Genomic DNA, 26128 nt, shown 5'->3' with positions numbered 1-26128 from the left:
GCTGTGATGGCTGCGTGCCCTCGCAGCCGCAGGCCTAAGGAGCCCACCCCATGCGCCGCACCGCCCGTGCCCTGTCCGTCGCCGTTCTGGCCGGAGTCGCCGTCGGCGTCGCCGTGCCGGTCGCCTTCGCGGACCCGGCCGCGGAGGTCAGCCCGAGCACCGTCCAGCCCGGCGCCAGCGTCACCGTGTCCGTCACCTGCGGCTCCACCGGCGGGACGGCGCCGGCCACCATCGAGGCCACCTCGCAGGCCTTCGAGGAAGGGACCGCGCAGCTCCAGTTGGTCCCCGGGAACGACGCCGCCGTGTCCGGGCCCGCCTACCGCGGGACCGCCCGGACGGCCTCCGCCCAGGACCTCGACGCCGGCGCCGACGCGGTCGGCGAGGACTCCGCGTGGACCGTCGACGGCACCTGTCCGGCCGCGCCCGGCGGACAGGGCAAGCAATGGAGCGCGACCTTGACGGTGACCCACGGCGGCGCGAGCCACGCGTGCACCGAGCCGCGCACCGAAACCTGCGCCGCCACCACGGTCCAGCGCGGTGTGCGGGCGGGCCAGGGCGGCGCCTTCACCGACTCCGTCCCCGCCCTGGTCACCGGCGGCCTCCTGATCGCGGGCGCCCTCGGCGGAGCCGTGTACCGGGTGCGCCGCAAGGAGCGCCGCGCGGACCTCTGAGCCGGGCGTGTGACCGGCGCAACTCGAGCGGATTCCTATCGGCGTACGCCACCCTGGGTACTCGCACTCCGAGGGCGCCGCCCCCGTCGTACGGAGGGAGAACCGGGGAGCACACCCGACGGCACCGCGACCCAGCAGCTCACCCGGAGGTACGGATGCGGCGGACGGATCCCGTAGGCCATGGCCCCGTCCGCTTCGGGCCGCCGCTGCCCGCCGACGGACTGCCGGTGCTTCCCGAACTGTCCGACGTGCTCGCCGCCGCGGCGCCCCTCGGCGGAAGCGAACCCGTCGGCGGCGGACCCGTTCTCCTGGACGCCGCCTGCGGCTACTGGGCCCGGCGTGGACTGCCCGCCGGGCCCGAGCGCGTGGTCGCGGCACCCGGCGCCCCCTCGCTGCTGCTCGCCCTGACCGCCGCCCTCGGCGGCGACGTCCTGGTGCCCCGGCCCTGCGCGGCCTGGTGGGCGCCGTACGCGCGCCTGTTGGGAAGACCCGTGTTCCATGTGGCGACACCGGCGGAGTGCGGCGGTGTCCCGGACCCGTACGCCCTGCTGGAGACCGTGCGCCGGGTCCGTGACGAGGGCGGCGACCCCCGGCTGCTCGTGCTGTCCGTCGCCGACGACCCCACCGCCACGGTGGCCCCGCCCGAGGTGCTGCACGAGGCCGTGGAGGCCGCCGTCGGCGAGGGGCTGCACGTGGTCAGCGACGAGACCTGGCGCGACACCGTGCACGACCCGCACGAGACCGTGCTGATCGGCCCCGCCGAGATGCTGCCCGAGCGGGTCACCGTCGTCACCGACCTGGCCGGCGCCCTGCTGCCGCCGGGCTGGCCCGCCGCCGTGGCCCGCTTCCCCGCGGGCGAGGCCGGCGACGACCTCCACGCGCGCGTGCTGGACGTCCTCACCGCCCTGGGCGCCCGCGTGGCCGCCCCCGTCGCCGCCGCGGCGGGGTACGCGCTCGCGGAACCCGAACCGGTCACCACGCGCGTGGCGGCCACCGTACGTCTGCACGCGCGCGTGGCCGCCGCCGCGCACACCACCGTCGTCTCGGCCGGCGCCCTGGCCCGGCCCCCGCAGGCCGGCCGGCATCTCTACGTCGACCTCGGCCCGCTGCGCGCCGCGCTCGGCGCGCACGGGGTGGGCGACGCACAGGACCTGGAGGAGTTCCTCACGGCCCGGCTCGGTCTGCCCGCCCCGGGCGGCCATCGCTTCGGCGACGACCTGGGCGCCCTGCGCGTGCGGTTGTCGACCGGTTCGCTGCTCGCCGGGACCGACGCGGAACTCGAGGAATGCCTCAGTTCACCCTCACCGTTGGAACTGCCACACGTGCAACGCGCGTTGATCACTTTGAAGTCGGTCTTCGACGACCTCCGCGATGACGCTCAGCGATGGGAGCCTCCTCGATGACGCAGCAGTCCGAGTCGACCAGCACGAGTACGACCGTCCGGGACACCGACGATCCGGCCGCCCTGTCACCCTTCGCGCCCCCCGTCCTGCCGCTCGCCGAACCCCGGCCGCTGGGCGAACGCCGGGTGTGGCCGCGGACCTTCCACGACCGTCTGACCGCCCCGCTGCCCGGCCTCAAGGCCATGGCCCGCTTCGCCCGCGAGGGCTCCGTGCGGCCGGACCGGGAGAGTCTCGCCGACATCCCGCGCCTGCCGTTCGAGCCCGGCCCGCTGCCCCGCGTGGACGCGCGCACCGTCGCCGTCTCCTGGGCCGGGCACGCCAGTTGGGTCGTGCGGATCGGCGGGCTGACGATCCTCACCGACCCCGTCTGGTCCCGCCGCATCCTCGGCACCCCGGCCCGTATCACCCCGGTCGGCGTCGCCTGGAGCGCGCTGCCCCCCGTCGACGCCGTCGTCATCAGCCACAACCACTACGACCATCTGGACGCCCCCACCCTGCGCCGACTCCCGCGCGACACCCCGGTGTTCGTACCCGCCGGACTCGGCACCTGGTTCCGCCGCCGCCGCTTCACCCGCATCACCGAGCTGGACTGGTGGGAGGCGGCCGAACTCGACGGCGTCCGCCTCGACTTCGTCCCCGCCCACCACTGGTCCAAGCGCAGCCTCACCGACACCTGTCGCAGCCTGTGGGGCGGCTGGGTCCTCACCGACCGCGACGGACAGCGCGTCTACTTCGCCGGCGACACGGGCTACGGCCACTGGTTCACCCGCATCGGCCACCGCTACCCCGGCATCGACCTCGCGCTCCTCCCCATCGGCGCCTACAACCCCCGCTGGTGGCTCAGCGACGTCCACTGCGACCCGGAGGAAGCGGTACGAGCGGCCCAGGACCTGGGCGCACGCAGGATGGCACCGATGCACTGGGGCACCTTCGTCCTGTCGGCGGAGCCGGTCCTGGAACCGCTGACCAGGGTGCGGGCGGCGTGGGAGAAGGCAGGCCTGGCACGGGAGGACTTGTGGGACCTCCCCGTTGGAGGATCCCGGGTGCTATGACCTGCCCAGGGGCGCGGGGAACTGCGCGACCAGCCACGACGCACCCGCGCCCCGCAACGCACATCAAGCGGCAGACCGAACCCGCCGCCACATACTCGGTGCCAGGCTGATGACGACAGTCAGCACGACCGCAGCCACCACCCCCTCCCAAGGCTCCTTGAACAGCGACCCACCCAGAATCCCGATCAACTGATACGTGACGGCCCACGCCAGACAGGCCGGCAGATTCCCCCGCACAAACCTCCGCAGCGGCCACTTCGCCATCAGACAGGCCAGCATCACGGGAATCCGCCCGGCCGGCACCAGCCGCGACAACACGAGCACCGCCACACCATGGTCGGCGAGTTTCTCCTGGGCCTGCGTCAACCGATCCTCCGGCGCCCGCGACCGAATCGCCTCCAGCCACCGCGACCCGTTCTTCGACCGCATCCCCCGCCGCCCCAGCCAGTACAGCGTCGCGTCCCCGAGGAACGCGGCGAGCGAGGCCGTCACGAACACCAGGGCCAGAGCGAAGGGCGCCGTCTGATGAAACGCCACCACCGCCGCCGAACTCACCAGCGCCCCCGTCGGCACCACCGGCACCAACGCCCCGATCAGCACCAGCAGAAACAACGACGGATACCCGAGCGCCTGCTGCGTCGACTCCGTCGGCGCGGTCGACACCGCCGCCAGCCAGCTCACCGGGCCACCTTGGGGCGCACACTCTGCCCGTGCCCCAGCAGATGCACCGTCACGCCCGGCGCACGCTCGGCCGCGAGCCGCACGAACTCCTCGCCGGGGGCGTGGAATTCATGGGGGCGCACGGCGTCCATCCCGATCGGCCAGTACGTGCCGTAGTGCACCGGCACCGCGCTCACCGGGTCGAGCCGGGCCAGCGCCTCGGCCGCCCGCCCCGCGTCCAGATGCCCTTCGCCCAGGTACGGCCCCCAGCCGCCGACCGGCAGCAGCGCCACGTCGACCGGTCCGACCTCCTTGGCCATCTCGTCGAACAGCCCGGTGTCCCCGGCGAAGTAGGTGCGCGCCTCGCCCTCGACGACAAAGCCGAGCGCGGGGGAGCGGTGCGGTCCCAGGGGCAGCCGACGCCCGTCGTGCCGGGCCGGGACGGTCCGTACGACCACGTCCCCGATCACCGTCTCGTCCCCGGGCGCCACCTCGTCGACCCGGAGATGCGCGAGCCGGCGCAGCCCCGGCACGGCCTGGCGCGCGCCCCGGGGCACGAGCAGGCGCGTGCCCGGCGCGAGCCGGGCCAGCGAGGGAACGTGCAGGTGGTCGGCGTGCAGATGGGAGACGAGCACCGCGTCCGCGCGCCAGGCCGCGGGCGGCGGCACCGCGCCGCGGCGGCGGCGCAGATGCGCGAGTCGGCGGGCGAACAGAGGATCGGTGAGCACGCGGACGTCCGAGTCCTCGACCGTGCAGGTGGCGTGACCCCACCAGGTGATCTCCACCGGCACCTCTTTGCCTCCTTCGCGCGACTCCCCGAAGCCTACGGGCAGGAGTAGGGTCGGCGGCGAAACCCGGAGGTGAGGGGGACGCCATGGGACCGGTGCGCGTCACGGCGATCGCGAGTCTGACGCCGTTGGAGGAACTGGAGGCGGATCCCTTCCTGGTGGACTCCCGCAGCCAGCACGCGATGTGCGCTCGCTGGGCGGCGGAGCGGGGCTACATCGTCGGCCGGGAACTCCTCGTGCGGGGTCTGCGCGCCGACCACTGCGTCCTGTGGGACGGCGTCCGCCCGGGCACCGACGTGTTCGTCGCGCCCAGCCGCCGGGTCCTGGAGAGCGCCCTGTCCTCCGTCGACGAGTTCGTCGCCGAGTGCGCACGTCGCGGGGTGCGGGTGGAGACGGTGGGGCGTGCCGAACCGTCGTACGACGCCCAGATGAAGGCCCGGATCCACCGCCGGCTGTCGATGCCGACCGCGGGCTACGACGGCCGCTGACCCCTCCCCGGGGACGCCGGGGTGCCCGTGCGCGTTATGACAGGGTGGGTGCAGGCCCGCACCGGCGACGGGCCGGGACGTGAGGTGTGCGGGGCGTGCGAGGCGGGCGTTGGCGGCGGGTCGCCAGTCAGGCGGGGCGGAGCGTCGCGGTGTGGGCGGTCTCCACGGTCACCATGCTGGTGCTCGCCGGCATCCTGCCGGAGTTCCAGCTCCGGTCCGCGGACGGGGACAGCGCCACCGACATCGCGGTCACCGCGGCCCTCGGCGCCGGCGCCTTCGGTGTCCTGTCCGCGTTGGTCTGGCCGCTTCTCGTACGGCTCCTGCTGCTGGTGCCGGCCCTGGTGCTCGGCCTGCTGGTCTTCGTCCTCAACGGCTTCCTGCTCCTGCTGGCCCTGCGGCTGAACCCGACCGAGCGCGGCGCGGCCGCCTGGGAGACCGCGGTCGTGGTGGCCGCCGTGATGTCGGCCGTCGCCTCCGCCACCGGCGCCGCCCTGGCCGTGCGCGACGACGACGCCTACCGGCGCCGGCTCTACCGGCTCGCCGACCGCCGCCGCAGTGCCGGCCCGGCCGGCCCGGTCACGCCGGGGACGGTCTTCCTCCAGCTGGACGGCGTCGGCCACGACGTCCTGGAGGCGGCGGTGAAGAAGGGCCTCATGCCCACCGTCGCCCAGTGGCTGGACGGCAGCCACCGCCTCACCCCGTGGCGCACCGACTGGTCCAGCCAGACCGGCGCCAGCCAGCTCGGCATCCTGCACGGCAGCAACGAGGACGTGCCCGCCTTCCGCTGGTACGAGAAGGACAGCCAGGAGGTGATGGTCTGCAACCGCCCCACCAGCGCCGCCGAGCTCCAGCGCCGGGCGGTCGAACGCACCGGTGACGGCGGGCTGCTCAGCGCCGACGGCGCCAGCCGCGGCAACCTCTTCAGCGGCGGCGCCGACGAGCAGGCCCTCGTGCTGTCCATCGCCACCCGCCGCCGCAGCCGCGAGACCCGGTCCCGCGCGGGCTACTTCGCGTACTTCTCCGACCCGGCCAACGCCGTCCGCACGGCTCTGTCGTTCTTCGCCGAGGTCGGCCGGGAGATCGCGCAGTCGACCGGGAGCCGGGCCCGCCGGGTCCGCCCGCGCGTCAGACGCGGCGGCCTCTACCCGTTCATCCGCGCCTTCGCGACCGTCGTCGAACGGGACGTCGTCGTCGCCGCGGTGATGGGCGACATGCTCGCCGGGCGCACCGCCGTCTACGCCGACCTCGTGGCGTACGACGAGGTCGCCCACCACTCCGGGCCGCACAGCCGGGACGCCGAGAAGGTCCTCGAACGCCTCGACCGCTCCCTCGCGCTGATCGAGAACGTCGCCGAGCACGCCCCGCGCCCGTACCGGATCGTCGTCCTGTCCGACCACGGCCAGAGCCCCGGCGAGACCTTCCGTACCCGCTACGGCCTCTCCCTGGGCGATCTGGTGCGGGCGGGCTGCGGGCTGCCCGTGCCGCGCAAGGCGCAGCGCACCCACAGCGGTGCCGAGGCGCGCGCCGCCGTGCGGGCCGCGCTGCGCCGGCCCGTCGAGGAGCGCGGTGAGCAGCGCCGGCCCTCGCGCCGCCGCTCCGAGCCGCTCGTGCTGGCCTCCGGCAACCTCGGTCTGGTCTCCTTCCCGGACGTGCACCACCGGATGACCAAGGAGGAGATCGACGCCCGCCACCCCGCCCTGCTGACCACGCTCGCCAACCACCCCGGCATCGGCTTCCTCCTGGTACGCAGCGAGGAGCACGGGGGAGTGGTGCTCGGGCCGTTCGGCACCGAGATCCCGCTCGACCGACTCGACGAGGAACCGGGCCCGTTGGCCCCCTTCGGGCCGGGCGCCGCCGATGCCGTGCGCCGCACCCACGGCTTCGCGCACACCGCCGACATCATGGTCAACTCCTGGTACGACCCGGTCGACGGCGAAGTCCTCGCCTTCGAGGAGCAGATCGGCTCGCACGGCGGTCTCGGCGGCGCCCAGGGCCGGCCGTTCCTGCTGTCGCCCGTCGTCCTGTCCGCGCCCGTGGCGGACACCGAGGAACTCGTCGGCGCCGAGCACGTCCACCGCGTCCTGCGCCGCTGGCTGCGCGAATCGGACGGCCCCCAGGTGCCTTTGACGACCCGTCAGGACGAGGACCGGCGCGCGGCCTAGCGCGCGGGGTCTGCCGCTCCTCCATACCCCCATGAAACGGAGGAGCGGCTCACACAGAGGACCGCGCACACCGTGTCACCGCGGCACGGTTTTGCCCAGGGCACATTCCGGTCACAGCCGCTCGCCCCGGACATGCCGCCCCGTCCCACCCGTGAGCGGCTCCGGTGGTACGCCCCTCGCGCCGCGGGCCCGGAAAATCGAGTGCGCCCGCGCGAGGCCCCGCACACACTGTTCGTATCGGACCCCGCGCACCAGCGCGCCCTTGTCGAACATCCCCTGGAGCCACTGCGTGCAGGCCGCCGTCACCGTCACTCCCGCCCGGATCCCGGAGCTGCTGCTCGGTCTCGCGACCGTACGGCCGGTCTTCATCTGGGGCGCCCCCGGCATCGGAAAGTCCTCCCTGGTACGGGAGTTCGCCGAGTCCCTGGGACTGGAGTGCGTGAGCCTGCTGGGCACCCAGCTCGCCCCCGAGGACCTGATCGGCGTGCCGCAGATCCGCGACGGCCGCTCGGTGTTCTGCCCGCCGGAGGCGATCGCCCGCGACGAGCCGTACTGCCTGTTCCTGGACGAGCTCAACGCGGCCACCCCGGATGTGCAGAAGGCGTTCTACTCGCTGATCCTGGACCGCCGGATCGGCGACTACGACCTGCCGGCCGGCTCGATCGTGATCGGCGCCGGCAACCGCGCCACCGACAACGCCCTCGCCCGCCCCATCGCCTCCGCGCTGGTCAACCGGCTCGCCCACGTCCATCTGGAGGCCTCCGCGAAGGACTGGCTCGTGTGGGCCGCGGGCAACGGCATCCACCCCTGGGTCCTGGACCACCTCGTCGACCGGCCCGACCACCTGTGGTCCAAGCCGCCCAAGACCGAGGAGCCGTTCTCCACGCCCCGTTCCTGGCACATGCTCTCCGACGCCCTGCACTCCTTCGGCCGCGGCCTCGACGAGGAGACGCTGAAGGTGATCGCGCACGGCACGCTGACGCCCGCCCACGCCGTCGCGTTCTGCGGCTACGTCAAGATCGTGCGCGGCCAGTACGGCATCGAGGCGATCATCAAGGGCGACGCCCGCTGGCCGCACCGCATGGAGGACCGCGACCTCCTGTACTACCTCGCCGAGTCCTTCCGCGGCCGTCTGGTCAAGGAGCTCCCCGCCAGCAAGGAGCACCTCTCGGCCACCGGGCAGCAGACCGCGTACCGCGCCAAGTCGCTGCTCGTGCAGCTCGCCGAGATCTCGGTGGAGGTCGCCCAGAGCGTGATCGCCCCGGACACCGACGGCAACCCGCTGCTGCCGGCCTGGTTCCTGGTCGAGGCGGCCCGCGACATGCCGCGCCTGGTGGAGGCGCGACAGTGAGCCGTACGAAGGGGGCGGGCCGGTGAGCCGTACACGCGCCGCGAAGCCGCCCAAGAAGGACCTCGCCGCCGAGGCCTTCGCCGAGGGACTGCGGCTGGTGCGGGCCAACCGGGCGCTCGCCGCGACCGGGTTCAGCACCTGCCGCAAGGAGGACTGCCCCCACGCGCCCGCCTCCGGGCTGGTCCGCGTCGACTCGGACGGCATCCTGCACGTCCACCCCACCCGCCGCGCCGACCCCGTCGACTGGGCCTGGGCGGTCGCCCATGCCATCATCCACCTCGGCTTCGGCCACGTCCCGGCGAAGGAGGGCCGCCGCACCCAGGCCGACCGGTTCGAGCTGGCCGCCCGCTGCGCCGTCGTCAACCGCTTCCTGCTCGGCTTCCCCATCGGCCGCACCCCCGAGGACCTGCCGCCGTCCTACCCCGAAGGCGACGAGGAGCAGCTCGCCGCCCGCTGGCGCCGCGACGGCATCCCGCCCGCGTACGCGCACTGCGGCACGGCGGGCCACGAACCGGACCAACTGCTCGTGCCCTGGGACGTCTGGCGGGGCGGCACCCCGAAGAACTGGCAGCTGGACTTCGCGCACGCCCTCACCCGGACCGTCGCCACCGCCATGGACGTGGCGGGCGGCCGCCGTTCCTCGATGCGCGGCGGTTCGACCCGACTCCAGCCGTGGGAACGGGCGTTGAGCTGGTTCGTCTCCTCCTACCCGCTGCTCGGCGGCATCGCGGCCGGCATCACCCTGGTCGCCGACGCCGAACTGGCCCGCGCGCACGACATCTCTGTCGCCGCGGTCAACGCCGAACTCGCCGAGATCTACATCAACCCGCTGCGCGAACTCGACGACGAGGAATGGCGGTTCGTCCTCGCCCACGAGATGCTGCACGCCGCCCTGCGCCACGGCGACCGCTGCGGCACCCGCGACCCCTACCTCTTCAACGTCGCCTGCGACTACGTCATCAACGGCTGGCTGGTGGAGATGCAGGTCGGCACCATGCCCGACGGGCTGCTGTACGACCGGGAGCTCAAGGACCTCTCGGCCGAGGAGGTCTACGACCGTATCGCCGGTGACCTGCGCCGGATGCGACGGCTCGGCACCCTGCGCGGCAAGGGCCTCGGTGACGTCCTCGGCGGCCCGCTCGGCTCGCCCCGCGACTACGTCGACCTCGACGAGTTCTACCGCCGCGGCCTCGGCATGGGCCTGGACCTGCACCAGGAGCAGTCGCGCGGTTTCCTCCCCGGTGGCCTGGTCGAGGAGATCCGCGCGCTCAGCCATCCGCCGCTGCCGTGGGACGCGCAACTGGCCCGCTGGTTCGACGAGTTCGTGCCCCGTCCCGAGGCGTTGCGGTCGTACGCCCGGCCCTCGCGCCGCCAGTCGTCCACCCCGGACATCCCGCGTGCGGGCCGCTGGTTCCCGCCCGAGGAGATCGCCCGCTGCACCTTCGGCGTCGTCCTCGACACCTCCGGGTCCATGGACCGCACCCTGCTCGGCAAGGCGCTGGGCGCGATCGCCTCCTACGCCGAGGCCCGGGACGTACCGGCCGCGCGGGTCGTGTTCTGTGACGCGGCCCCCTACGACGCCGGATATCTGCCGGTCACCGAGATCGCGGGCCGGGTCCGGGTGCGCGGTCGCGGCGGTACGGTCCTGCAGCCCGGGATCGACCTGCTGCACCGCGCGGACGACTTCCCGCCCGGCGCTCCCGTGCTGGTGATCACGGACGGCTGGTGCGACGTCCTGCGGGTACGGCGCGAGCACGCGTATCTGATCCCGGAGGGCGCGCGGCTGCCCTTCAGCCCGCGCGGGCCGGTCTTCAGGGTGAGCCGCGCCCGAGTGTGATCGGATGGGGTGCATCACCCGGAACCGGGACCACACGAAAGGACTGACCGTGGCTACCACGCGCTCCGCACACACCGTCTGGGAAGGCAACCTGCTCGAGGGCAACGGAGTCGTCACCTTCGACTCCTCCGGCGCCATCGCCGAGCAGCCGGTGACGTGGGCTGCCCGCACCCAGGAGGCCAACGGCAAGACCAGCCCCGAGGAGCTGATCGCGGCCGCCCACTCCAGCTGCTTCTCGATGGCGTTCTCGCACGCCCTCGCGGGGGCCGGCACCCCGCCCACCAAGCTCGTCACCTCCGCCGACGTCACCTTCCAGCCCGGCGAGGGCATCACCGGCATCCACCTCACCGTCGAGGGCACCGTGCCCGGCCTCGACGAGGACGGCTTCGTCGCCGCGGCGGAGCAGGCCAAGGTGAACTGCCCGGTCAGCCAGGCCCTCAAGGCCGTACCGATCACCCTGTCGGCGAAGCTGGCCTGACACCCGCACGTCCCGCGATGCCGCGCCCCCTTCGCGAGGGGGACGCGGCATCGCCCGTTTCCGGGTACACGGGTACTCGGCATGGGTACGCGGCATTGACAACAGCCCGCTCAAGTTTTGTGCTGGAGTCCGGGAAGTGCCCTGGCGGAAGGGGACAGCGATGGGACGCGCGGTCGGGATCGATCTGGGGACCACGAACTCCGTGGTGGCCGTCCTGGAGGGCGGCGACCCCACGGTCGTCGCCAATGCGGAGGGGGCCAGGACCACGCCGTCGGTCGTGGCCTTCGCCAAGAACGGTGAGGTGCTCGTCGGGGAGGTCGCCAAACGGCAGGCGGTGACGAACGTCGAGCGGACGGCCCGCTCGGTGAAGCGGTACATGGGCGACGGGAGCTGGCGCTTCCCGGACCAGGGGGATGTCGACGGCACCCGCTACCGGGCGCAGGAGCTCTCCGCGCGGGTGCTCCAGAAGCTGAAGCGGGACGCCGAGTCCTATCTCGGCGAGGACGTCACCGACGCGGTGATCACCGTCCCGGCGTACTTCGACGACGCCCAGCGCCAGGCCACCAAGGAGGCCGGGGAGATCGCGGGCCTGAACGTGCTGCGGATCATCAACGAGCCCACCGCCGCCGCGCTCGCCTACGGCCTGGACCGCGGCGAGGAGCAGACCGTCCTCGTCTTCGACCTCGGCGGCGGCACCTTCGACGTCTCCCTGCTGGAGATCGGCGACGGCGTCATCGAGGTCAAGGCCACCAACGGCGACACACGGCTCGGTGGCGACGACTGGGACCAGCGGGTCATGGAGCACCTGGTGAAGAAGTTCCAGGGGCAGTACGGCGTGGACCTCGGCAAGGACAAGATGGCGCTGCAACGGCTGCGCGAGGGCGCCGAGAAGGCCAAGATCGAACTGTCGAGCTCCTCGGAGACGACGATCAACCTCCCCTACATCACCGCCTCCGCCGACGGCCCCCTGCACCTCGACGAGAAGATGACGCGCGCCCAGTTCCAGGAGCTGACCGCCGATCTGCTCGACCGCTGCAAGACCCCCTTCCACCAGGCAGTCAAGGACGCCGGCATCAAGCTCGCCGCCGTCGACCACGTCATCCTCGTCGGCGGCTCGACCCGGATGCCCGCCGTCACCGACCTGGTCAAGGAACTCACCGGCAAGGACCCGCACAAGGGCGTCAACCCGGACGAGGTCGTCGCCGTCGGCGCGGCCCTCCAGGCAGGCGTCATCCGTGGTGACGTGAAGGACGTCCTGCTGCTCGACGTCACCCCGCTGTCCCTGGGCATCGAGACCAAGGGCGGCATCATGACCAAGCTCATCGAACGCAACACCACGATCCCGACCCGCCGTTCGGAGATCTTCACGACGGCGACCGACAACCAGCCCTCGGTGGGCATCCAGGTGTACCAGGGCGAGCGCGAGATCGCCGCGTACAACAAGAAGCTGGGCGTCTTCGACCTCACCGGACTGCCGCCCGCACCGCGCGGCGTCCCGCAGATCGAGGTCGCGTTCGACATCGACGCCAACGGGATCATGCACGTCTCCGCCAAGGACCTGGCGACCGGCCGCGAACAGAAGATGACGGTGACGGGCGGCTCCGCGCTCCCCAAGGACGACATCGACCGCATGATGCGCGAGGCCGAGCAGTACGCCGAGGAGGACCGCAACCGCCGGGAGGCGGCCGAGACCCGCAATCACGCCGAGCAACTCGTCTACCAGACCGAGAAGTTCATCCGCGACAACGAGGAACGCGTCCCCGCCGACACCAAGTCCGAGGTGGAGTCGGCGATCGCGGAGCTGAAGACGCTCCTGGAGCAGAACGCCGACACGAACGCGCTGCGCACCGGCGTCGAGAAACTCGCCACCGTCAGCCAGAAGATGGGCCAGGCGATGTACGCCCAGGCGCAGTCCGAACCGGCCGCCGGGCAGGAGCAGTCGGCGTCGTCCGAGTCGCCGGAGGAGGAAGGCGTGGTGGACGCGGAGATCGTCGACGACGAGAAGGACGACAAGGGTCAGAAGGGCGGCGCGGCCTGAGATGCTGGCAGTACCGGACTTCACGGAGGGATACGAGCATGGGTGACAACAGGAAGCGGCGCGCACGGTTAGCGGCACTGGCGGCAGGTTCGCTGCTGGCGGGGGCCGCGGCCGTGGGCGTGCCCGGGGTCGTGGACAGCCCGGACAACCGGGACTGGTCCGTGGACGCGGCCCCGGCCGGCCACCACGACAACAGCACGGACGGGCACTACGACGGCGGCGCCGCCCCCGCCGGCCACGTCGACGGCGGCTGACGGACTACGCGCCCGTCTTCTCCCACCCCCGCCGCTCCGGCCGCGGCCCCAACTGCTTGGGGTCGCGGCTGCGGTACACGACATAGGGGCGGAACAAGTACTGCACCGGCGCGCTGAACATGTGCACCAGCCGGCTGTACGGCACGAACGCGATCAGCGCCATCCCGATCACCGCGTGGACCTGGTACAGCACCGGCACGCCCTCCATCCGGTCGATGTCCGGCTGGAGCGTGAACAGGCTGCGCGCCCAGGGGCCGATGGACTCACGGTAGTTGTAGCCGTCGCCGGAGGCGTGGGTGAGCTTGGCGATCATGCCCATCGCGATCGCGGCGAGCAGCACCAGGTACATGAGCTTGTCGTTGGCGGTGGTCGCCTTGAAGACGGGTGCCTTCGTCCGTCGACGGTATACGAGCACCAGGATCCCGCCGACCGCGAGCACCCCGGCCGCCGTGCCGCCGTAGAGGGAGAGCAAGTGGTACGCGTGCTCGCTGACCCCGATGTTCTCGGTCCACGACATCGGGATGAACAGCCCCACGATGTGCCCGGCCAGCACGAACAGGATGCCGTAGTGGAAGGCCGGCGAGGCGATGTTCAGCAGCTTCGACTCGTAGACCTGCGAGGATCGGGTGGTCCAGCCGAACTTGTCGTAGCGGTAGCGCCAGATCAGACCGGCGACGAGCAGGGCGAAGGCGACGTACGGCAGGACGCCCCAGAGGAGTGTGGTCATGAGCGCACCCCGGTGTACGTGTTCGGCAGTGTGGCGCATACGGCATCCAGGACGGATGCGTACGGTGTACCGAAGTCGGTGAGCCGGGAGCGCAGCTGCTCCAGGCCCTCCCGGTGTTCGATGAGCAGGGCGGTGTCGCCGGTGCGGGCCGCGAACTCCAGGACCGCGGGCAGGAAGTCGGGCAGCTCCTCGCCGGTGAACTCCAGTCCGGCCGCCCGGTACACCTCCTTGAAGCGGACCAGCGACATACCGCGCCGGCGGGTGTCCCCGTCCTGCCACCAGCTCAGATAGAGGCTGTGCCGGTTCTTGAAGTCGAAGACCTGGACGTAGTGCGCGGCCAGTTCCTGCGGCGGGGTGAGCGCCGCGTGGTCGACGAACTCCCGTAGCTGCGGGGCCGCTTCACGCAGCAGCGGCAGGCGGGCGCGGAAGTCGTCGTCGGGATACGTCAGACAGAGCGCGGCTGCCTGGTACAGCACGGCGTACGAGGGCATCAGACCTCCTCGGCGTCGGCCGGGTCGTCGGACGTCTGGCGTTTGCGCAGACCGTGGAAGTTCTCCACGGACACGACCGGCAGCAGCTTGCGGCCGGAGTCCTGGCCGAACGGCCCGTCGCCGCCCATGCCCGGGCCGCCGTCGTACTCGAGGGAGCAGTCCTCCGGGATCGCCGACTCCTCCAGCCGGCGCGCGTCACCGACGGCGGCGGTCGGGATGACGTAGCGGTCCTCGTACTTGGCGATCGCCAGCAGCCGGTACAACTCCTCGATCTCCGCGGGCTTCATGCCGACGGCCTCGGTGACCGAAGGGTCCGGCTCCTCGCCGAGGTTGATCGCCCGCATGTGGGCGCGCATCGCCGCGAGCTTCTCCAGGGAGGCCCGCACCGGGGCGGTGTCGCCCGCGGTGAAGACCTCCGCGAGGTACTCCAGGGGGATGCGGAGCGTGTCGATGGCGCCGAAGAGGTTCTGGGCGTCCTCGCCGTCGTGGCCGGTCTCCGTCAGCGCGTCCACCACCGGGGACAGCGGCGGGATGTACCAGACCATCGGCATGGTGCGGTACTCCGGATGCAGGGGGAGCGCCACCTTGTACGTGCTGATCAGCGCCCGCACGGGGGAACGGCGGGCTGCCTCCATCCAGTCGTAGGGGATCCCGGCCTCCTCCGCCGCCCGTTGCACGGCGTGGTCGTCGGGGTCGAGGAAGACGCCCAACTGGGCTTCGTACAGGCCCTTTTCCTCGGGCGTGGAGGCCGCGGCGGTCACCTTGTCGGCGTCGTACAGGATCACACCGAGGTAGCGCAGCCGCCCCACGCACGTCTCCGAGCAGACCGTCGGCAGACCGACCTCGACGCGCGGGTAGCACATCGTGCACTTCTCGGCCTTGCCGGTGCGGTGGTTGAAGTAGACCTTCTTGTACGGGCATCCGGTCACACACATCCGCCAGCCCCGGCAGTGGTCCTGGTCGACCAGGACGATGCCGTCCTCCGCCCGCTTGTACATCGCGCCGGAGGGACACGAGGCGACGCAGGACGGGTTGAGACAGTGCTCGCAGATGCGCGGCAGATAGAACATGAAGGTCTGCTCGAACTCGAACTTCACCTTGTCCGCGGCCTGTTGGCGGGTGCGCTCGACCATCGGGTCGAGATCGCCGTAGGCGGGGGCGCCGGCGAGGTTGTCGTCCCAGTTCGAGGACCACTCGATCTTCATCGGCTTGCCGTCGATCTGCGACACCGGCCGGGCCACCGGGTAGTCGTCGCCGAGCGGGGCGTCGGTGAGGTTCTTGTAGTCGTAGGTCCAGGGCTCGTAGTAGTCCTTGATCTCCGGCAGCTTCGGGTTGGAGAAGATGCCGAGGAGCTTGTGGAAACGGCCGCCCGCCTTGAGCTTGAGGGCGCCGCGCTTGTTCAGCTCCCAGCCGCCGCGCCACTTCTCCTGGTCCTCGTAGCGGCGCGGATAGCCCTGGCCGGGCCGGGTCTCGACATTGTTGAACCAGACGTACTCCATGCCCTGGCGGTTGGTCCACGCCTGCTTGCAGGTGACCGAGCAGGTGTGGCAGCCGATGCACTTGTCGAGGTTCATGACCATCGCGATCTGTGCCATGACGCGCATCAGTACTCGACCTCCTGGCTGCGACGGCGGATGACCGTGACCTCGTCGCGCTGGTTGCCCGTCGGGCCCAGGTAGTTGAACGCCCAGCTCAACTGGGCGTAGCCGCCGACGAGATGGGACGGTTTGAGGATCAGACGGGTGAGTGAGTTGTGGATGCCGCCGCGCTTGCCGGTCGTCTCCGTCTTGGGGACGTTCACCGTGCGTTCCTGCGCGTGGTGCATGTAGACCGTGCCGGCCGGCATGCGGTGCGAGACGACCGCCCGGGCCACGACCACGCCGTTGCGGTTGGCCGCCTCGATCCAGTCGTCGTCCTTCACACCGATCGCGTCCGCGTCCTGCGGGGACATCCAGATGGACTGGCCGCCGCGGGAGAGGGCGAGCATGAACAGGTTGTCCTGGTACTCGGAGTGGATGGACCACTTGTTGTGCGGGGTGAGGTAACGGACCGTCACCTCCCGTTGGCCGTCCGGCCCGAGCTCGGGTTCGTTGAACAGCTTGTTCATGTCGAGCGGCGGCCGGTAGATCGGGAGCGCCTCGCCGAGCTCGTGCATCCAGTCGTGGTCGATGAAGAAGTGCTGGCGCCCGGTGAGGGTGTGCCACGGCTTGAGGTGCTCGGTGTTCAGCGTGAAGGCCGTGTACCGGCGCCCGCCGGCCTCGCTGCCGGACCACTCCGGAGAGGTGATCACCGGGACGGGGGCCGCCTGGGTGTCGGCGTACGTGATCCGCTTGCCCTCGTGCTCGGCCGCGAGGTGCGCCATCTCCTGGCCGGTGCGCTCCTCCAGGGTGTGGAAGCCCTGGGTGGCGAGGCGGCCGTTGGTGGTGCCGGACAGGGACAGGATCGTGTTGGCGGCCTTCACCGCCGTGTCGAGGGCGGGGCGTCCCGCTGCGGGGCCCTCGCGGACCACCCCGTTGAGTTCCCGGAGGTGGTCGACCTCCTCGTCCGGCCTCAGGGCGATGCCCTTGCAGGGCAGCCCCAGTTCCTCGACCAGTGGGCCGAGGGCCCGGAACTTCGCGCCGATCGCCGTGTAGTCCCGCTCGACGACGGTGAGGTTCGGCAGGGTCCTGCCGGGCACCGGATCGCACTCGCCGCGCTTCCAGTCCAGGACGATCCCGCCGGGCTGGGCGGTCTCGCCCGGGGTGTCGTGCTGCATCGGGGTCGCCACCAGGTCCTTGCGGACGCCGAGGTGCAGGACCGCCATCTCGCTCAGCCGGTCGGCGAGCGCCTTGAAGGTGTCGAAGTCGGTGCGGGCCTGCCACGGCGGGTCCACGGCCGGGGTGAAGGAGTGCACGTAGGGGTGCATGTCCGTGCTGGACAGGTCGTTCTTCTCGTACCAGGTCGCGGCCGGCAGGACGACGTCCGAGAGCAGCGTGGAGGAGGTCTGCCGGAAGTCCAGCGAAAGGAGCAGGTCGAGCTTGCCCTCGGGGGCCTCGTCCCGCCAGGTCACGTCCCGGGGCCGCTCGTCGGGCTCGGCCTCCTTGGCGCTCAACGACGAGTGCGTGCCCAGGAGATGCCTGGTGAAGTACTCGGCGCCCTTCGCGGACGAGCCGAGCAGGTTGGCCCGCCACAGCGTCAGCACGCGCGGCCAGTTCTCGGGGGCGTCGGGGTCCTCGCAGGCGAAGTTCAGTGTCCCCGCCCGGAGTTCGGCCACCGCCTTCGCCACCGGGTCGCCGAAGGCCGCGCCCAGCTCCAGCGGGTTGCGGTCGAAGGTCGGGTACGACGGCATCCACCCCGAACGCGCCGACAGGGCCAGGCAGTCGGCGCCCGTCATGCCCTTGAACCGGCCCTCACCGAGCGGCGAGGCGAGCACGTCGGCGCTGAAGTGGTCGTAGCGCCACTGGTCGGTGTTGAGGAACCAGTAGGCCGTGCCGATCATCTGGCGCGGCGGCCGCGACCAGTCGGAGGCGGCGGCGAGGGTGGCCCAGCCGGTGACCGGGCGGCACTTCTCCTGGCCGACGTAGTGGGCCCAGCCGCCGCCGTTGCGGCCCTGGCAGCCGGTCAGCTGGAGCAGGGCGAGGAAGGAGCGGTAGATCGTCTCGGAGTGGAACCAGTGGTTGGTGCCGGCGCCCATCAGGATCATGCAGCGGCCCTTGGAGCGCTCGGCGGTCCGCGCGAACTCCCGGGCGATCTTGACGCACTTGGCGGCCGGGACGGAGGTGTGCACCTCCTGCCAGGCGGGGGTGCCGGGCGCTCCGGCGTCCTCGTAGGAGGCGGGCCAGCTGCCGGGGAGGTCGGGGCGCTGCACACCGTATTGCGCCAACAGTAGATCGTAGACAGTCGTCACCAGGGGGCCGTTCGGCCCGCCCAGCCGCGTCGCCGGGACACCGCGCCGTACGACGTCGCCCCGGCCCTGGCCGTGCTCGCCGCCCTCGGTGTCGAAGCGGGGGAGCAGCACCTCGACGCCACTGGAGATCTTCTGCCCGTGCAGGGTCAACGTCGGCTCGATCGGGCCGAGTTCGAGGTTCCAGCGGCCCTTGCCGGAATCGGTCCAGCGGAAGCCGAGGGAGCCGTTGGGGACGACCGCGCGGCCGCTCGCCGCGTCAAGGACGACCGTCTTCCACTCCGCGCCCTCGCCCTCCTGACCGAGGTCGGTGGCGCGCAGGAACTTGGACGGGACGTAGCCGCCGTCCTTCTCCGTGAGCGTCACCAGGAAGGGAAGGTCGGTGAACTTGCGTACGTAGTCCGCGAAGAACGGTGTCTCGCGGTCGACGAAGAACTCCTTGAGGATGACGTGGCCCATCGCCAGGGCCAGCGCGCCGTCCGTGCCGGGGTGCGGGTGCAGCCACTCGTCGGCGAACTTGGCGTTGTCGGCGTAGTCCGGCGCGACCACGACCACCTTCTGGCCCCGGTAGCGGGCCTCCGCCATCCAGTGCGCGTCCGGCGTACGGGTCACCGGGACGTTCGAGCCCCACATCATCAGATACGCGGCATCCCACCAGTCGCCCGACTCGGGGACGTCGGTCTGGTCGCCGAAGACCTGCGGGGAGGCCACCGGGAGGTCCGCGTACCAGTCGTAGAACGACAGCATCGGGGCGCCGATCAGCGAATGGAAACGCGCACCTGCCGCATGCGACACCATCGACATCGCCGGGATCGGGGAGAACCCGGCGATGCGGTCCGGGCCGTACGTCCTGATCGTGTGGACGTGCGCGGCCGCGACGATCTCCACGGCCTCGTCCCAGGTGGCCCGCACCAGGCCGCCCTTGCCGCGGGCTTGCTGGTAGCGGCGCCGGCGCTCGGGGTCGTTCTGGATGTCCGCCCAGGCCAGGACCGGGTCGCCGAGGCGGCCGAGGGCCTCGCGGTACAGCTCCAGCAGGACACCGCGCACGTACGGGTAGCGGACCCGGGTGGGGGAGTACGTGTACCAGGAGAAGGCGGCGCCCCGGGGGCAGCCGCGCGGCTCGTACTCGGGGCGGTCGGGGCCGACGCTCGGGTAGTCGGTCTGCTGGGTCTCCCACGTGATGATGCCGTCCTTGACGTACACCTTCCAGCGGCAGGAACCCGTGCAGTTCACGCCGTGCGTGGAGTTCACGACCTTGTCGTGGCTCCACCGGTCCCGGTAGAAGGCGTCCGCCTCGCGCCCACCCGTCAGCCCGATGCTGTGCAGGTCGGGCGCCGGCTTGCCCGGCCGGAAGAACCTCCCGGCCCGCAGCAGCGCCGCACCCGGCTCCGAGGGCGGTGTCTGGGTGTCGGTCACATGCGCTCCCTTGCTTGCCCGTGCTCTCGAAGCTAGGGCTGGGCAGGGGAGCGCACCCGTCGGCGGCACCCGTTCGGGTCAAGTCACGCCTTGCGCGCGACCCCCGCGTACACCGGCACGATGCCCTCCGCCTGGGCCGCCACGTCCTCGGGGCCGGGGCGCCAGCCGGAGACCGGGATCACGCCGGGGCCGAGCAGCTCCAGACCCTCGAAGAAGCGCGAGAACTCGGCGAGCGAACGCGGGTAGAACGGGGTGCCGCCGGCCCGGAAGTGCTCGGCGGCCTTCGCGATGGCCTCCGGGCTCAGGTCGGGGGTGACCTGGGACAGGATCACGAAGCTGCCCGGCGCCAGCTCGGCCACGTACCGCTTGAGCAGGCCGTACGCGTCGTCGCCGGCGGGGTCGTCGTCCAGGTAGTGGGTGAGGGCCACCAGGGACAGCGCGACGGGCTGGGCGAAGTCCAGGGTCTCCGCGGCCAGCCGCAGGATGGTGTCGGGGTCCCGGACGTCGGCGTGCACATAGTTCGTGGCGCCCTCGGGGGTGCTGTGCAGCAGCGCCTGGGCGTGCCGGAGGACGATCGGGTCGTTGTCGGCGTACACGACCCTCGACTCCGGGGCGACCTCCTGGGCCACCTGGTGGAGGTTCGGCTCGGTGGGGATGCCGGTGCCGATGTCCAGGAACTGCCGGATCCCGGTCTCGGCGGCCGTCCGCACCGCCCGGTGCATGAACCGGCGATTGGCCCGCGCCCCGCGCACCGCCGTGCCGTCGGTGGCGAGGATCCTGCGGGCCAGCGCCTCGTCCACCGGGTAGTTGTCCTTGCCGCCCAGCCACCAGTCGTACACCCGCGCGGGATGCGGGCGGCTGGTGTCGACGGTGGTGGGCGCGGCTTCGGATCCGGATCCGGTCATGCGGTGTCTTCTCCTCGGTGCGCGGTGCCTGACGGGGTCTGCTCGGGAGTCGTCGGGGGTGGCCGGAAGGTTGCCGTGGGCGACTCAATAAGTCGCGCGGCGCTCTCGCAGGATCTTCTTGGTGCGTTCGGCCGACGCGGCGCGCGCCGTCATGTGGTCCAGGGTCTCCAGATGCGCGGAGACCTCCGCGCGGGAGTCCAGGTACAGGGCGCCGGTCAGATACTCGGTGAACGCCATGTCGGGCAGTTCCGGCTCGGCGAAACGGAACAGCGAGAAGGGCGCGTACGTCCCCGGGTGCGGGCCCGCGGCGAACTCCGCGATCTGGAGGGTGACCCGGTCGCGCTCGGCGAACTCCAGGAGCCTGTCGAGCTGTTCGCGCATGACCTCGCCGCCCTGCCCGACCGGCCGGCACAGCACCGTCTCGTCCATGATCACCCACAGGTGGGGCGGATCCGGCTTCTCCAGCAGCTGCTGCCGGGCCATCCGCAGGGACACATGCCGCTCGATGGTGTCGGAGCCCTGCTGCGCGATGGTGCCCGCCTCCATGACGGCGCGCGCGTACGCCTCGGTCTGCAACAGGCCGGGCACGAAGTGCGGTTCGTAGGAGCGGATGATGCGGGCGGCACCCTCCAGGCTCACGTACAGGCTGAACCAGTCCGGCAGCACATCGTGGAACCGCTGCCACCAGCCCGGCTGGTTGGCCTCCTCGGCCAGCGCGACGAAGGAGTCCGTCTCCTCCGCGGGGACGCCGTACGTGGAGAGCAGCAGCTGCACGTAAGGGATCTTCAGGGCGACCTCGGCCATCTCCATGCGCCGTACCGTCGCGGGCGCCACACGGAGGACCTTCGCGGCCTCCTCGCGCTTGAGCCCGGCCGCCTCCCGCAACTCCTGGAGCCTCTTGCCGAGCACCACCTGACCCACTGTGGGCGCAGGCCGCCGCTCACTCACGCCACGCCTCCCCTACGCGCCGAAGTATGCAGGGCAGTGTGCCATGTTCCGCTGTCGGTCTCACGGGGTCCGCGGTGAGGCGCTCGCCACGTGTGGCATTACCTCGGGGGTAATCGACGCTGCCGGCCGACGGCGGGATCGTGGTGACACCGGATTCCGGGCCGGCGCACTCCGGTCCGGAACCCGGGTCCCGACGTCTCTCGGAACTCCAACTCGACCTCGCCGGAGGGTGATTCACCATGTCCGCCACCCAGCTGTCCGCTCTCGCCCGCACCGGTGATCCGCACACCGCCCTGCGGCGCTTCCTCGCCCTCGACGCGGTCGTGACCGGCGCGAACGCCCTCGCCTACCTGGCCCTGTCCGGGCCGCTGGGACGCCTGTTGGGGGTCGACTCCACGCTCCTGCTCGAACTCGGGGCGTTCCTGGCGGTCTACGCCGCGGCCGTCGGCCTGCTGGCCTCCCGGGCCCGCCCCGCCGCGCTGCCCGTTCAGGCCGTCGTCGAGATCAACCTCGCCTGGGCCGTGGTGAGTTGTGCCGCCCTGGCCCTGTGGCTGACTCCTTCGACGGCGGGTGCGGTGTGGACCGTGCTTCAGGCTCTGACCGTCGCCGGGTTCGCCGTCCTTCAGTACATGTCCCTGAAGGCACGTCAGGACATCAGCGACTGAAGGTACTTGACCGTCGCCGGGTCGGCCGGGAGGAACGTCTCGATGGCCAGCTCGGCGACGGTCACGTCCATGGGGGTGTTGAAGGTGGCGATGGAGGAGATGAACGACAGCACCCGGCCCTCGTGCTCGATCTGCATCGGGAGCGCGAAGTACGGCACGTCCTCCAGCGGTTCACCGGGATCGGTGTCCGGTACGGGATACGCCGCCACCTCCTCGTACAGCTCCCGTAGCGGCTGCGAGCGGTGCAGCGCGATCTGCCGCTCCATCTGCGCGAGCAGATGCCCGCGCCACTCGGGGAGGTTGCGGATCCGGGGGGCCATGCCCTCGGGGTGCAGCGTGAGCCGCATCGCGTTCAGCGGGGGTTCGAGCAGGGACTCCGGGATGCCGTCGAGCAGCATGAGGATGCCCCGGTTGGCCGCGAGCACGTTGTACATCGCGTCCAGCACCAGTGCCGGATAGGGCTCGTAGCCCTGGATCAGCCGCTCCATGCCGGCCCGCACGGCGTCCAGCGCCGGATCGTCCAGCGGGGTCTCCGCGTAGTGCGGGGCGTAACCCGCCGCCAGCAGCAGCGCGTTGCGCTCCCGTACGGGGACGTCCAGATGCTCGGCCAGCCGCAGCACCATCTCCTCGCTCGGCCGGGAACGCCCGGTCTCGATGAAGCTGATGTGCCGGGCGGAGGAGTCGGCCCGCAGCGCCAGCTCCAGCTGACTGACCCGGCGCTGCTCCCGCCAGGCCCGCAGCAAAGGTCCGACGCCCTTGTCGACGGCAGTGGTGGTCATACGAGGACCGTAGACGACGAAACGGTACGCCGGGGAAGAGGACCCTTCTGACCAGGGCTTCGGCGGCCTCCGTGTGGCAGGCTGAAGGAGAACCCCCAGCCCAGGAAGGAACAGCGTCATGCCCCTCGAACCGCTGTCGCAGAAGGAGATCGAGGACCGCCTCGCGGAACTGCCGGGCTGGTCGCTCGACGGGGACCGCCTCGCCCGTTCCTACCGTCTGGCCTCGCACTTCGCGGCCACGGCCATGGTCGTCCACATCGCCCAGGTCCAGGAGGAGCTCGACCACCACTCCGACCTCACGCTCGGCTACAACACGGTGTCCCTGACCGTGAACACGCACAGCGTGGGCGGCGCGGTGACCGAGAAGGACTTCGAACTCGCCCAGAGGGTGGAGGCGCTCGCCCCCGACCACGGAGCCCGGTGAGGTGCTGGACTACGACAAGGAGGCCGACGCCTACGACCTCACCCGCGGCGGCGAACCCCGCGCCGCCGCGGCCGCCGACGCCGTCCTGGGCCTGGTCCCCGAGAGCGCCCGCCGGCTGCTCGACGTGGCCTGCGGCACCGGGATCGTCACCCGGCGGCTCGCGAACGCACGGCCCGCGCTGCGGGTGGCGGGCGCCGACCTGACGTACGGCATGGCACGGATGGCCGCGGCACGGCTGCCCGGCGCGATCGTCCTCGCGGACAGCCGCCGACTGCCCTTCCCCGACGGAGCCTTCGACGCGGTGACCAGTGTGTGGCTGCTGCATCTCGTCGACGACGCTGACGACGTGCGCAGCATCGTCGCCGAGTGCGCCCGGGTGCTGCGGCCCGGCGGTGTGTACGTGACCACCGTCGACAAGGCCGCCGCGCACGACGTCGGCAGCGACGTCGACGCCGTCCTCGCCCCGCGCCCCCGCAGGCCCGCCCCGGACGCCGAGCCCCGCGTCGAGGCGTACGCCGCCGCGCAGGGCCTAGTCGACGCCGGACGGGCCCGGTTTCCGGGCCGGGGGCAGGGCCGCAGCCCGCGCCGTACCGCCGCCGACCTGCGGCGCGGCTGGTTCACCCTGCTGCCGCCGGGCGACCCGCGCACCGAGGCGCTCGCCGCCCGCCTGGAGGCCCTGCCGGACCAGGACCGGCCGCGCGCCGACCCGGTGTTCGCGCTGCGGGCCTTCAGGAAGCCCGGGTGAACTCCATGACCCAGTTGGTCAGCCAGCTGTCCCCGCCGTCGAGCGAGAACGCCTGCTCCCAGCGGGCCCCGGTGTCGGAGACGCCGGACCAGACGAAGCGGACCCGCACGTCCTTGCCGTCGTGGGTGTCGTCGCCGTGGAACTCACCGCGGTCGCCGTCGAATTGACCGAAAACCGGCGGGAAGAGGGTGCCGCTGCGACTGGAGGCCCAGTTCAGCGACCACTGCCCGGTCTCCCGGTCGAAGAGTCGCAGGGTCGCGCCCTTCGCGGCGAGATGCGGCATGTCGATCTCGTCGATGTTGGCGGTGCCGTCGAACAGCGGCCAGCAGCGGCTCGTCGCCGGGAACTCCTCCCAGGCGCTGTCCGGGTCGAGGAAGTCGGTGCGGCGGCGGTTGCGGACCTGCCACTCGCCGTGGAAGAAGTCGAAGTCGTGCGGGCTGCTCATGCGCGGTCTCCAGTGGTTCCTTCGGGCAGGGAGTCGGCCAGGTAGGCGGCCAGGTCCGGGACGTCGGGGGCCAGCAGGTGCCGCACCCAGGCATCCCGTTCGTGCAGGATCGGCGGGAGCTCCCAGACACAGCCGATCCACGGCAGATCGGGCTTGACGAAGTGGGTGGGGTCGCGGTCGGGGCAGCCGAGCACGGGCTGGCCGGCCGAGGCGCCGCGGAAGTGCAGGACGTTGTCCCACACCCAGCTGTAGGCGTTGAGGTAGGCGCCGTCGTCGCCGCCCCGGTGCAGGACGACGAAGGTCGCGGGCGGGGTGCCGTCGGGCTCCGGCAGCAGCTCCGGGAGGATCTCGTACGCCGCCTTCTCCACGTCGGGCGCGATGCCGGCCGGGTCGGCGGTGACGTGGTAGCGCTTGATGTGCCGGCCCGCCACCTCGATGGGGGGTGGGACGGTGAGGAGTTTCTCGGTGAAGCTCATGCCGGGACGTTAGGACCGCTTCACTGACATCTTCTGTCAGTGAAGTCTGGGATTCTGTGCCGGTGAAATCCAGTCGGCTCGTCTCGATCCTGCTCCTGCTCCAGACCCGGGGGCGGATGACCGCCGCCCAGCTCGCCGAGGAGCTGGAGGTGTCGGTGCGTACCGTCTACCGGGACGTGGAGGCGCTGAGCGCGGCCGGGGTCCCGCTGTACGCCGACGCGGGCCACGCGGGCGGCTACCGGCTGCTCGACGGCTACCGCACCCGGCTGACCGGGCTCACCGCCGACGAGGCCGAGGCGCTGTTCCTGGCGGGCGTGCCCGGTCCGGCGGCCGAGCTGGGACTGGGGTCGGTGCTGGCGGCGGCACAGCTCAAGGTGCGGGCGGCGCTGCCGGTGGAGCTGCGGGCGCATGCCGACCGGATCAGCGGCCGCTTCCATCTGGACGCGCCGGGGTGGTACGCGGAGGGGGACGAGACGCCGTATCTGTCGGCGGTCGCGGATGCGGTATGGAACAACCGTGTACTGGATATCGTATACCGTCGTTGGCGTACACCGACTGATGTGGAGCGTCGGCTGGAGCCGTACGGGCTGGTGCTGAAGGCGGGGCGCTGGTACGTCGTGGCCGGGCCGGGGCCGCGCACCTTCCGGGTCGACCAGATTCTCCAACTCGCCGTGACTGAGAGGGAGTTCAACCGACCCGACGACTTCGACCTGGCCGCGTACTGGGCGGACTACCAGCGGGACTTCCATGAGCGGCTGTACCGGGAGGAGGCCGTGGTGCGGCTGGCGCCGGGGGTGACACTCGCCCGGGCGGTCGACGTCCGTGTCGAGGAGGACGGCTCGACCCTGGCCACCGTCCCCATCGAGTCCGTCGACCACGCCCTGGGCGAGTTTCTGCGCAGGGGCACGGACATCGAGGTCCTGGAGCCGCCCGAACTGCGCGAACGGCTCGCCCGCACCGCGGCGGAAGTGGCCGAAATGTACGGCAACTCCAGCGCGCGCGGCGGCCACTGAGGAACGGAATCCGCACGTCCTCACGGACC

General features: G+C 71.8%; 25 protein-coding genes. 14 read left to right on the top strand and 11 right to left on the bottom strand.

What is annotated here, in order from left to right; all coding sequences use genetic code 11:
* Nucleotides 1-50: 50 nt before the first annotated feature.
* From ACFY0U_RS05505 to ACFY0U_RS05495, 3 genes are all read left to right on the top strand, one after another.
* A complete protein-coding gene (locus tag ACFY0U_RS05505) occupies nt 51-671 on the top strand; it encodes a hypothetical protein (protein ID WP_388630621.1) in 621 nt (206 codons plus the stop codon).
* 155 nt (nt 672-826) lie between these two features.
* Entirely contained in the window at nt 827-2074 is a 1248-nt protein-coding gene (locus ACFY0U_RS05500; protein WP_388630619.1) for an aminotransferase class I/II-fold pyridoxal phosphate-dependent enzyme, read from the top strand.
* On the top strand, nt 2071-3126 hold the full coding sequence (locus ACFY0U_RS05495; RefSeq protein WP_388630616.1) for an MBL fold metallo-hydrolase: 1056 nt from the start codon (nt 2071-2073) through the stop codon (nt 3124-3126). Before ACFY0U_RS05500 ends, ACFY0U_RS05495 begins: the two co-directional genes overlap by 4 nt.
* 63 nt (nt 3127-3189) lie before the next feature.
* Here ACFY0U_RS05495 and ACFY0U_RS05490 read toward each other — a convergent pair whose 3' ends face one another.
* Both ACFY0U_RS05490 and ACFY0U_RS05485 read right to left on the bottom strand, forming a co-directional pair.
* Complete coding sequence (locus tag ACFY0U_RS05490; protein WP_388630614.1) at nt 3190-3807, bottom strand: DedA family protein; 618 nt, start codon at nt 3805-3807, stop codon at nt 3190-3192.
* Nucleotides 3804-4577, bottom strand: a complete 774-nt coding sequence (locus ACFY0U_RS05485; protein ID WP_388630611.1) for an MBL fold metallo-hydrolase — start codon at nt 4575-4577, stop codon at nt 3804-3806. The genes ACFY0U_RS05490 and ACFY0U_RS05485 overlap by 4 nt, the downstream gene beginning before the upstream one ends.
* An 83-nt stretch (nt 4578-4660) precedes the next feature.
* On the opposite strand from ACFY0U_RS05485, the gene ACFY0U_RS05480 reads away from it, so the two are divergent.
* The 7 genes from ACFY0U_RS05480 (at nt 4661) to ACFY0U_RS05450 (ending at nt 13182) form a co-directional block, all read left to right on the top strand.
* Complete coding sequence (locus ACFY0U_RS05480) at nt 4661-5062, top strand: hypothetical protein (protein ID WP_388630608.1); 402 nt, start codon at nt 4661-4663, stop codon at nt 5060-5062.
* An 86-nt stretch (nt 5063-5148) separates the two neighbouring features.
* Nucleotides 5149-7224 carry a phage holin family protein gene (locus ACFY0U_RS05475; RefSeq protein WP_388630605.1) on the top strand — a complete coding sequence of 692 codons (2076 nt, stop codon included), beginning with the start codon at nt 5149-5151 and terminating at the stop codon, nt 7222-7224.
* Nucleotides 7225-7513: 289 nt separating this feature from the next.
* Nucleotides 7514-8575 (top strand): ATP-binding protein, encoded by a 1062-nt coding sequence (locus ACFY0U_RS05470; RefSeq protein ID WP_388632341.1) that lies wholly within the window; start codon nt 7514-7516, stop codon nt 8573-8575.
* 22 nt (nt 8576-8597) lie between these two features.
* Nucleotides 8598-10412 carry a hypothetical protein gene (locus ACFY0U_RS05465; RefSeq protein WP_388630602.1) on the top strand — a complete coding sequence of 605 codons (1815 nt, stop codon included), beginning with the start codon at nt 8598-8600 and terminating at the stop codon, nt 10410-10412.
* Nucleotides 10413-10461: 49 nt separating this feature from the next.
* Nucleotides 10462-10890, top strand: coding sequence for an OsmC family protein (locus tag ACFY0U_RS05460; RefSeq protein WP_266820753.1), 429 nt, complete (start codon nt 10462-10464; stop codon nt 10888-10890).
* A 160-nt stretch (nt 10891-11050) separates the two neighbouring features.
* Nucleotides 11051-12928, top strand: a complete 1878-nt coding sequence (dnaK, locus tag ACFY0U_RS05455) for a molecular chaperone DnaK (protein WP_388630599.1) — start codon at nt 11051-11053, stop codon at nt 12926-12928.
* A gap of 38 nt (nt 12929-12966) precedes the next feature.
* A complete protein-coding gene (locus ACFY0U_RS05450) occupies nt 12967-13182 on the top strand; it encodes a hypothetical protein (protein ID WP_388630596.1) in 216 nt (71 codons plus the stop codon).
* Nucleotides 13183-13186: 4 nt separating this feature from the next.
* Here ACFY0U_RS05450 and narI read toward each other — a convergent pair whose 3' ends face one another.
* The 6 genes from narI to ACFY0U_RS05420 all read right to left on the bottom strand — a co-directional run bounded on the left by narI (nt 13187) and on the right by ACFY0U_RS05420 (nt 21552).
* The gene (gene narI / locus ACFY0U_RS05445; RefSeq protein WP_388630593.1) at nt 13187-13909 is read right to left on the bottom strand and encodes a respiratory nitrate reductase subunit gamma; all 723 of its coding nucleotides are present in this window, start codon (nt 13907-13909) and stop codon (nt 13187-13189) included.
* A complete protein-coding gene (gene narJ / locus ACFY0U_RS05440; protein ID WP_388630591.1) occupies nt 13906-14400 on the bottom strand; it encodes a nitrate reductase molybdenum cofactor assembly chaperone in 495 nt (164 codons plus the stop codon). The genes narI and narJ overlap by 4 nt, the downstream gene beginning before the upstream one ends.
* Nucleotides 14400-16004 carry a nitrate reductase subunit beta gene (gene narH, locus ACFY0U_RS05435; RefSeq protein WP_388630588.1) on the bottom strand — a complete coding sequence of 535 codons (1605 nt, stop codon included), beginning with the start codon at nt 16002-16004 and terminating at the stop codon, nt 14400-14402. Before narH ends, narJ begins: the two co-directional genes overlap by 1 nt.
* Nucleotides 16004-19699, bottom strand: coding sequence for a nitrate reductase subunit alpha (locus ACFY0U_RS05430; protein WP_388630585.1), 3696 nt, complete (start codon nt 19697-19699; stop codon nt 16004-16006). Before ACFY0U_RS05430 ends, narH begins: the two co-directional genes overlap by 1 nt.
* A gap of 83 nt (nt 19700-19782) precedes the next feature.
* On the bottom strand, nt 19783-20604 hold the full coding sequence (locus ACFY0U_RS05425; RefSeq protein ID WP_388630582.1) for an SAM-dependent methyltransferase: 822 nt from the start codon (nt 20602-20604) through the stop codon (nt 19783-19785).
* Between the two features lie 84 nt (nt 20605-20688).
* The gene (locus ACFY0U_RS05420; RefSeq protein ID WP_388630579.1) at nt 20689-21552 is read right to left on the bottom strand and encodes a helix-turn-helix transcriptional regulator; all 864 of its coding nucleotides are present in this window, start codon (nt 21550-21552) and stop codon (nt 20689-20691) included.
* Nucleotides 21553-21791: 239 nt separating this feature from the next.
* Between ACFY0U_RS05420 and ACFY0U_RS05415 the strand changes: the two genes are divergently transcribed.
* Nucleotides 21792-22217: a hypothetical protein gene (locus tag ACFY0U_RS05415; RefSeq protein WP_388630577.1), complete on the top strand. Its 426-nt coding sequence runs from the start codon at nt 21792-21794 to the stop codon at nt 22215-22217.
* On the opposite strand, the gene ACFY0U_RS05410 is transcribed toward ACFY0U_RS05415, so the two are convergent.
* Nucleotides 22199-22996, bottom strand: coding sequence for a helix-turn-helix domain-containing protein (locus ACFY0U_RS05410; protein WP_388630575.1), 798 nt, complete (start codon nt 22994-22996; stop codon nt 22199-22201). The two genes, ACFY0U_RS05415 and ACFY0U_RS05410, sit on opposite strands and share 19 nt — an antisense overlap.
* A gap of 118 nt (nt 22997-23114) precedes the next feature.
* Between ACFY0U_RS05410 and ACFY0U_RS05405 the strand changes: the two genes are divergently transcribed.
* Complete coding sequence (locus tag ACFY0U_RS05405) at nt 23115-23420, top strand: 4a-hydroxytetrahydrobiopterin dehydratase (RefSeq protein ID WP_388630572.1); 306 nt, start codon at nt 23115-23117, stop codon at nt 23418-23420.
* A gap of 1 nt (nt 23421) precedes the next feature.
* Nucleotides 23422-24165 carry a class I SAM-dependent methyltransferase gene (locus ACFY0U_RS05400; RefSeq protein WP_388630569.1) on the top strand — a complete coding sequence of 248 codons (744 nt, stop codon included), beginning with the start codon at nt 23422-23424 and terminating at the stop codon, nt 24163-24165.
* On the opposite strand, the gene ACFY0U_RS05395 is transcribed toward ACFY0U_RS05400, so the two are convergent.
* Nucleotides 24149-24610 carry a hypothetical protein gene (locus ACFY0U_RS05395; RefSeq protein ID WP_388630566.1) on the bottom strand — a complete coding sequence of 154 codons (462 nt, stop codon included), beginning with the start codon at nt 24608-24610 and terminating at the stop codon, nt 24149-24151. The two genes, ACFY0U_RS05400 and ACFY0U_RS05395, sit on opposite strands and share 17 nt — an antisense overlap.
* Entirely contained in the window at nt 24607-25086 is a 480-nt protein-coding gene (locus tag ACFY0U_RS05390; RefSeq protein ID WP_388630563.1) for a hypothetical protein, read from the bottom strand. Before ACFY0U_RS05390 ends, ACFY0U_RS05395 begins: the two co-directional genes overlap by 4 nt.
* Nucleotides 25087-25148: 62 nt before the next feature.
* Here ACFY0U_RS05390 and ACFY0U_RS05385 point away from each other — a divergent pair, with 62 nt between their 5' ends.
* Entirely contained in the window at nt 25149-26099 is a 951-nt protein-coding gene (locus ACFY0U_RS05385; RefSeq protein ID WP_388630560.1) for a helix-turn-helix transcriptional regulator, read from the top strand.
* Nucleotides 26100-26128: the final 29 nt, after the last annotated feature.

Source organism: Streptomyces sp. NPDC001536 (assembly GCF_042894505.1).
Lineage (GTDB): Bacteria > Actinomycetota > Actinomycetes > Streptomycetales > Streptomycetaceae > Streptomyces.
This window is presented reverse-complemented; position numbering and strand designations above follow the sequence as displayed.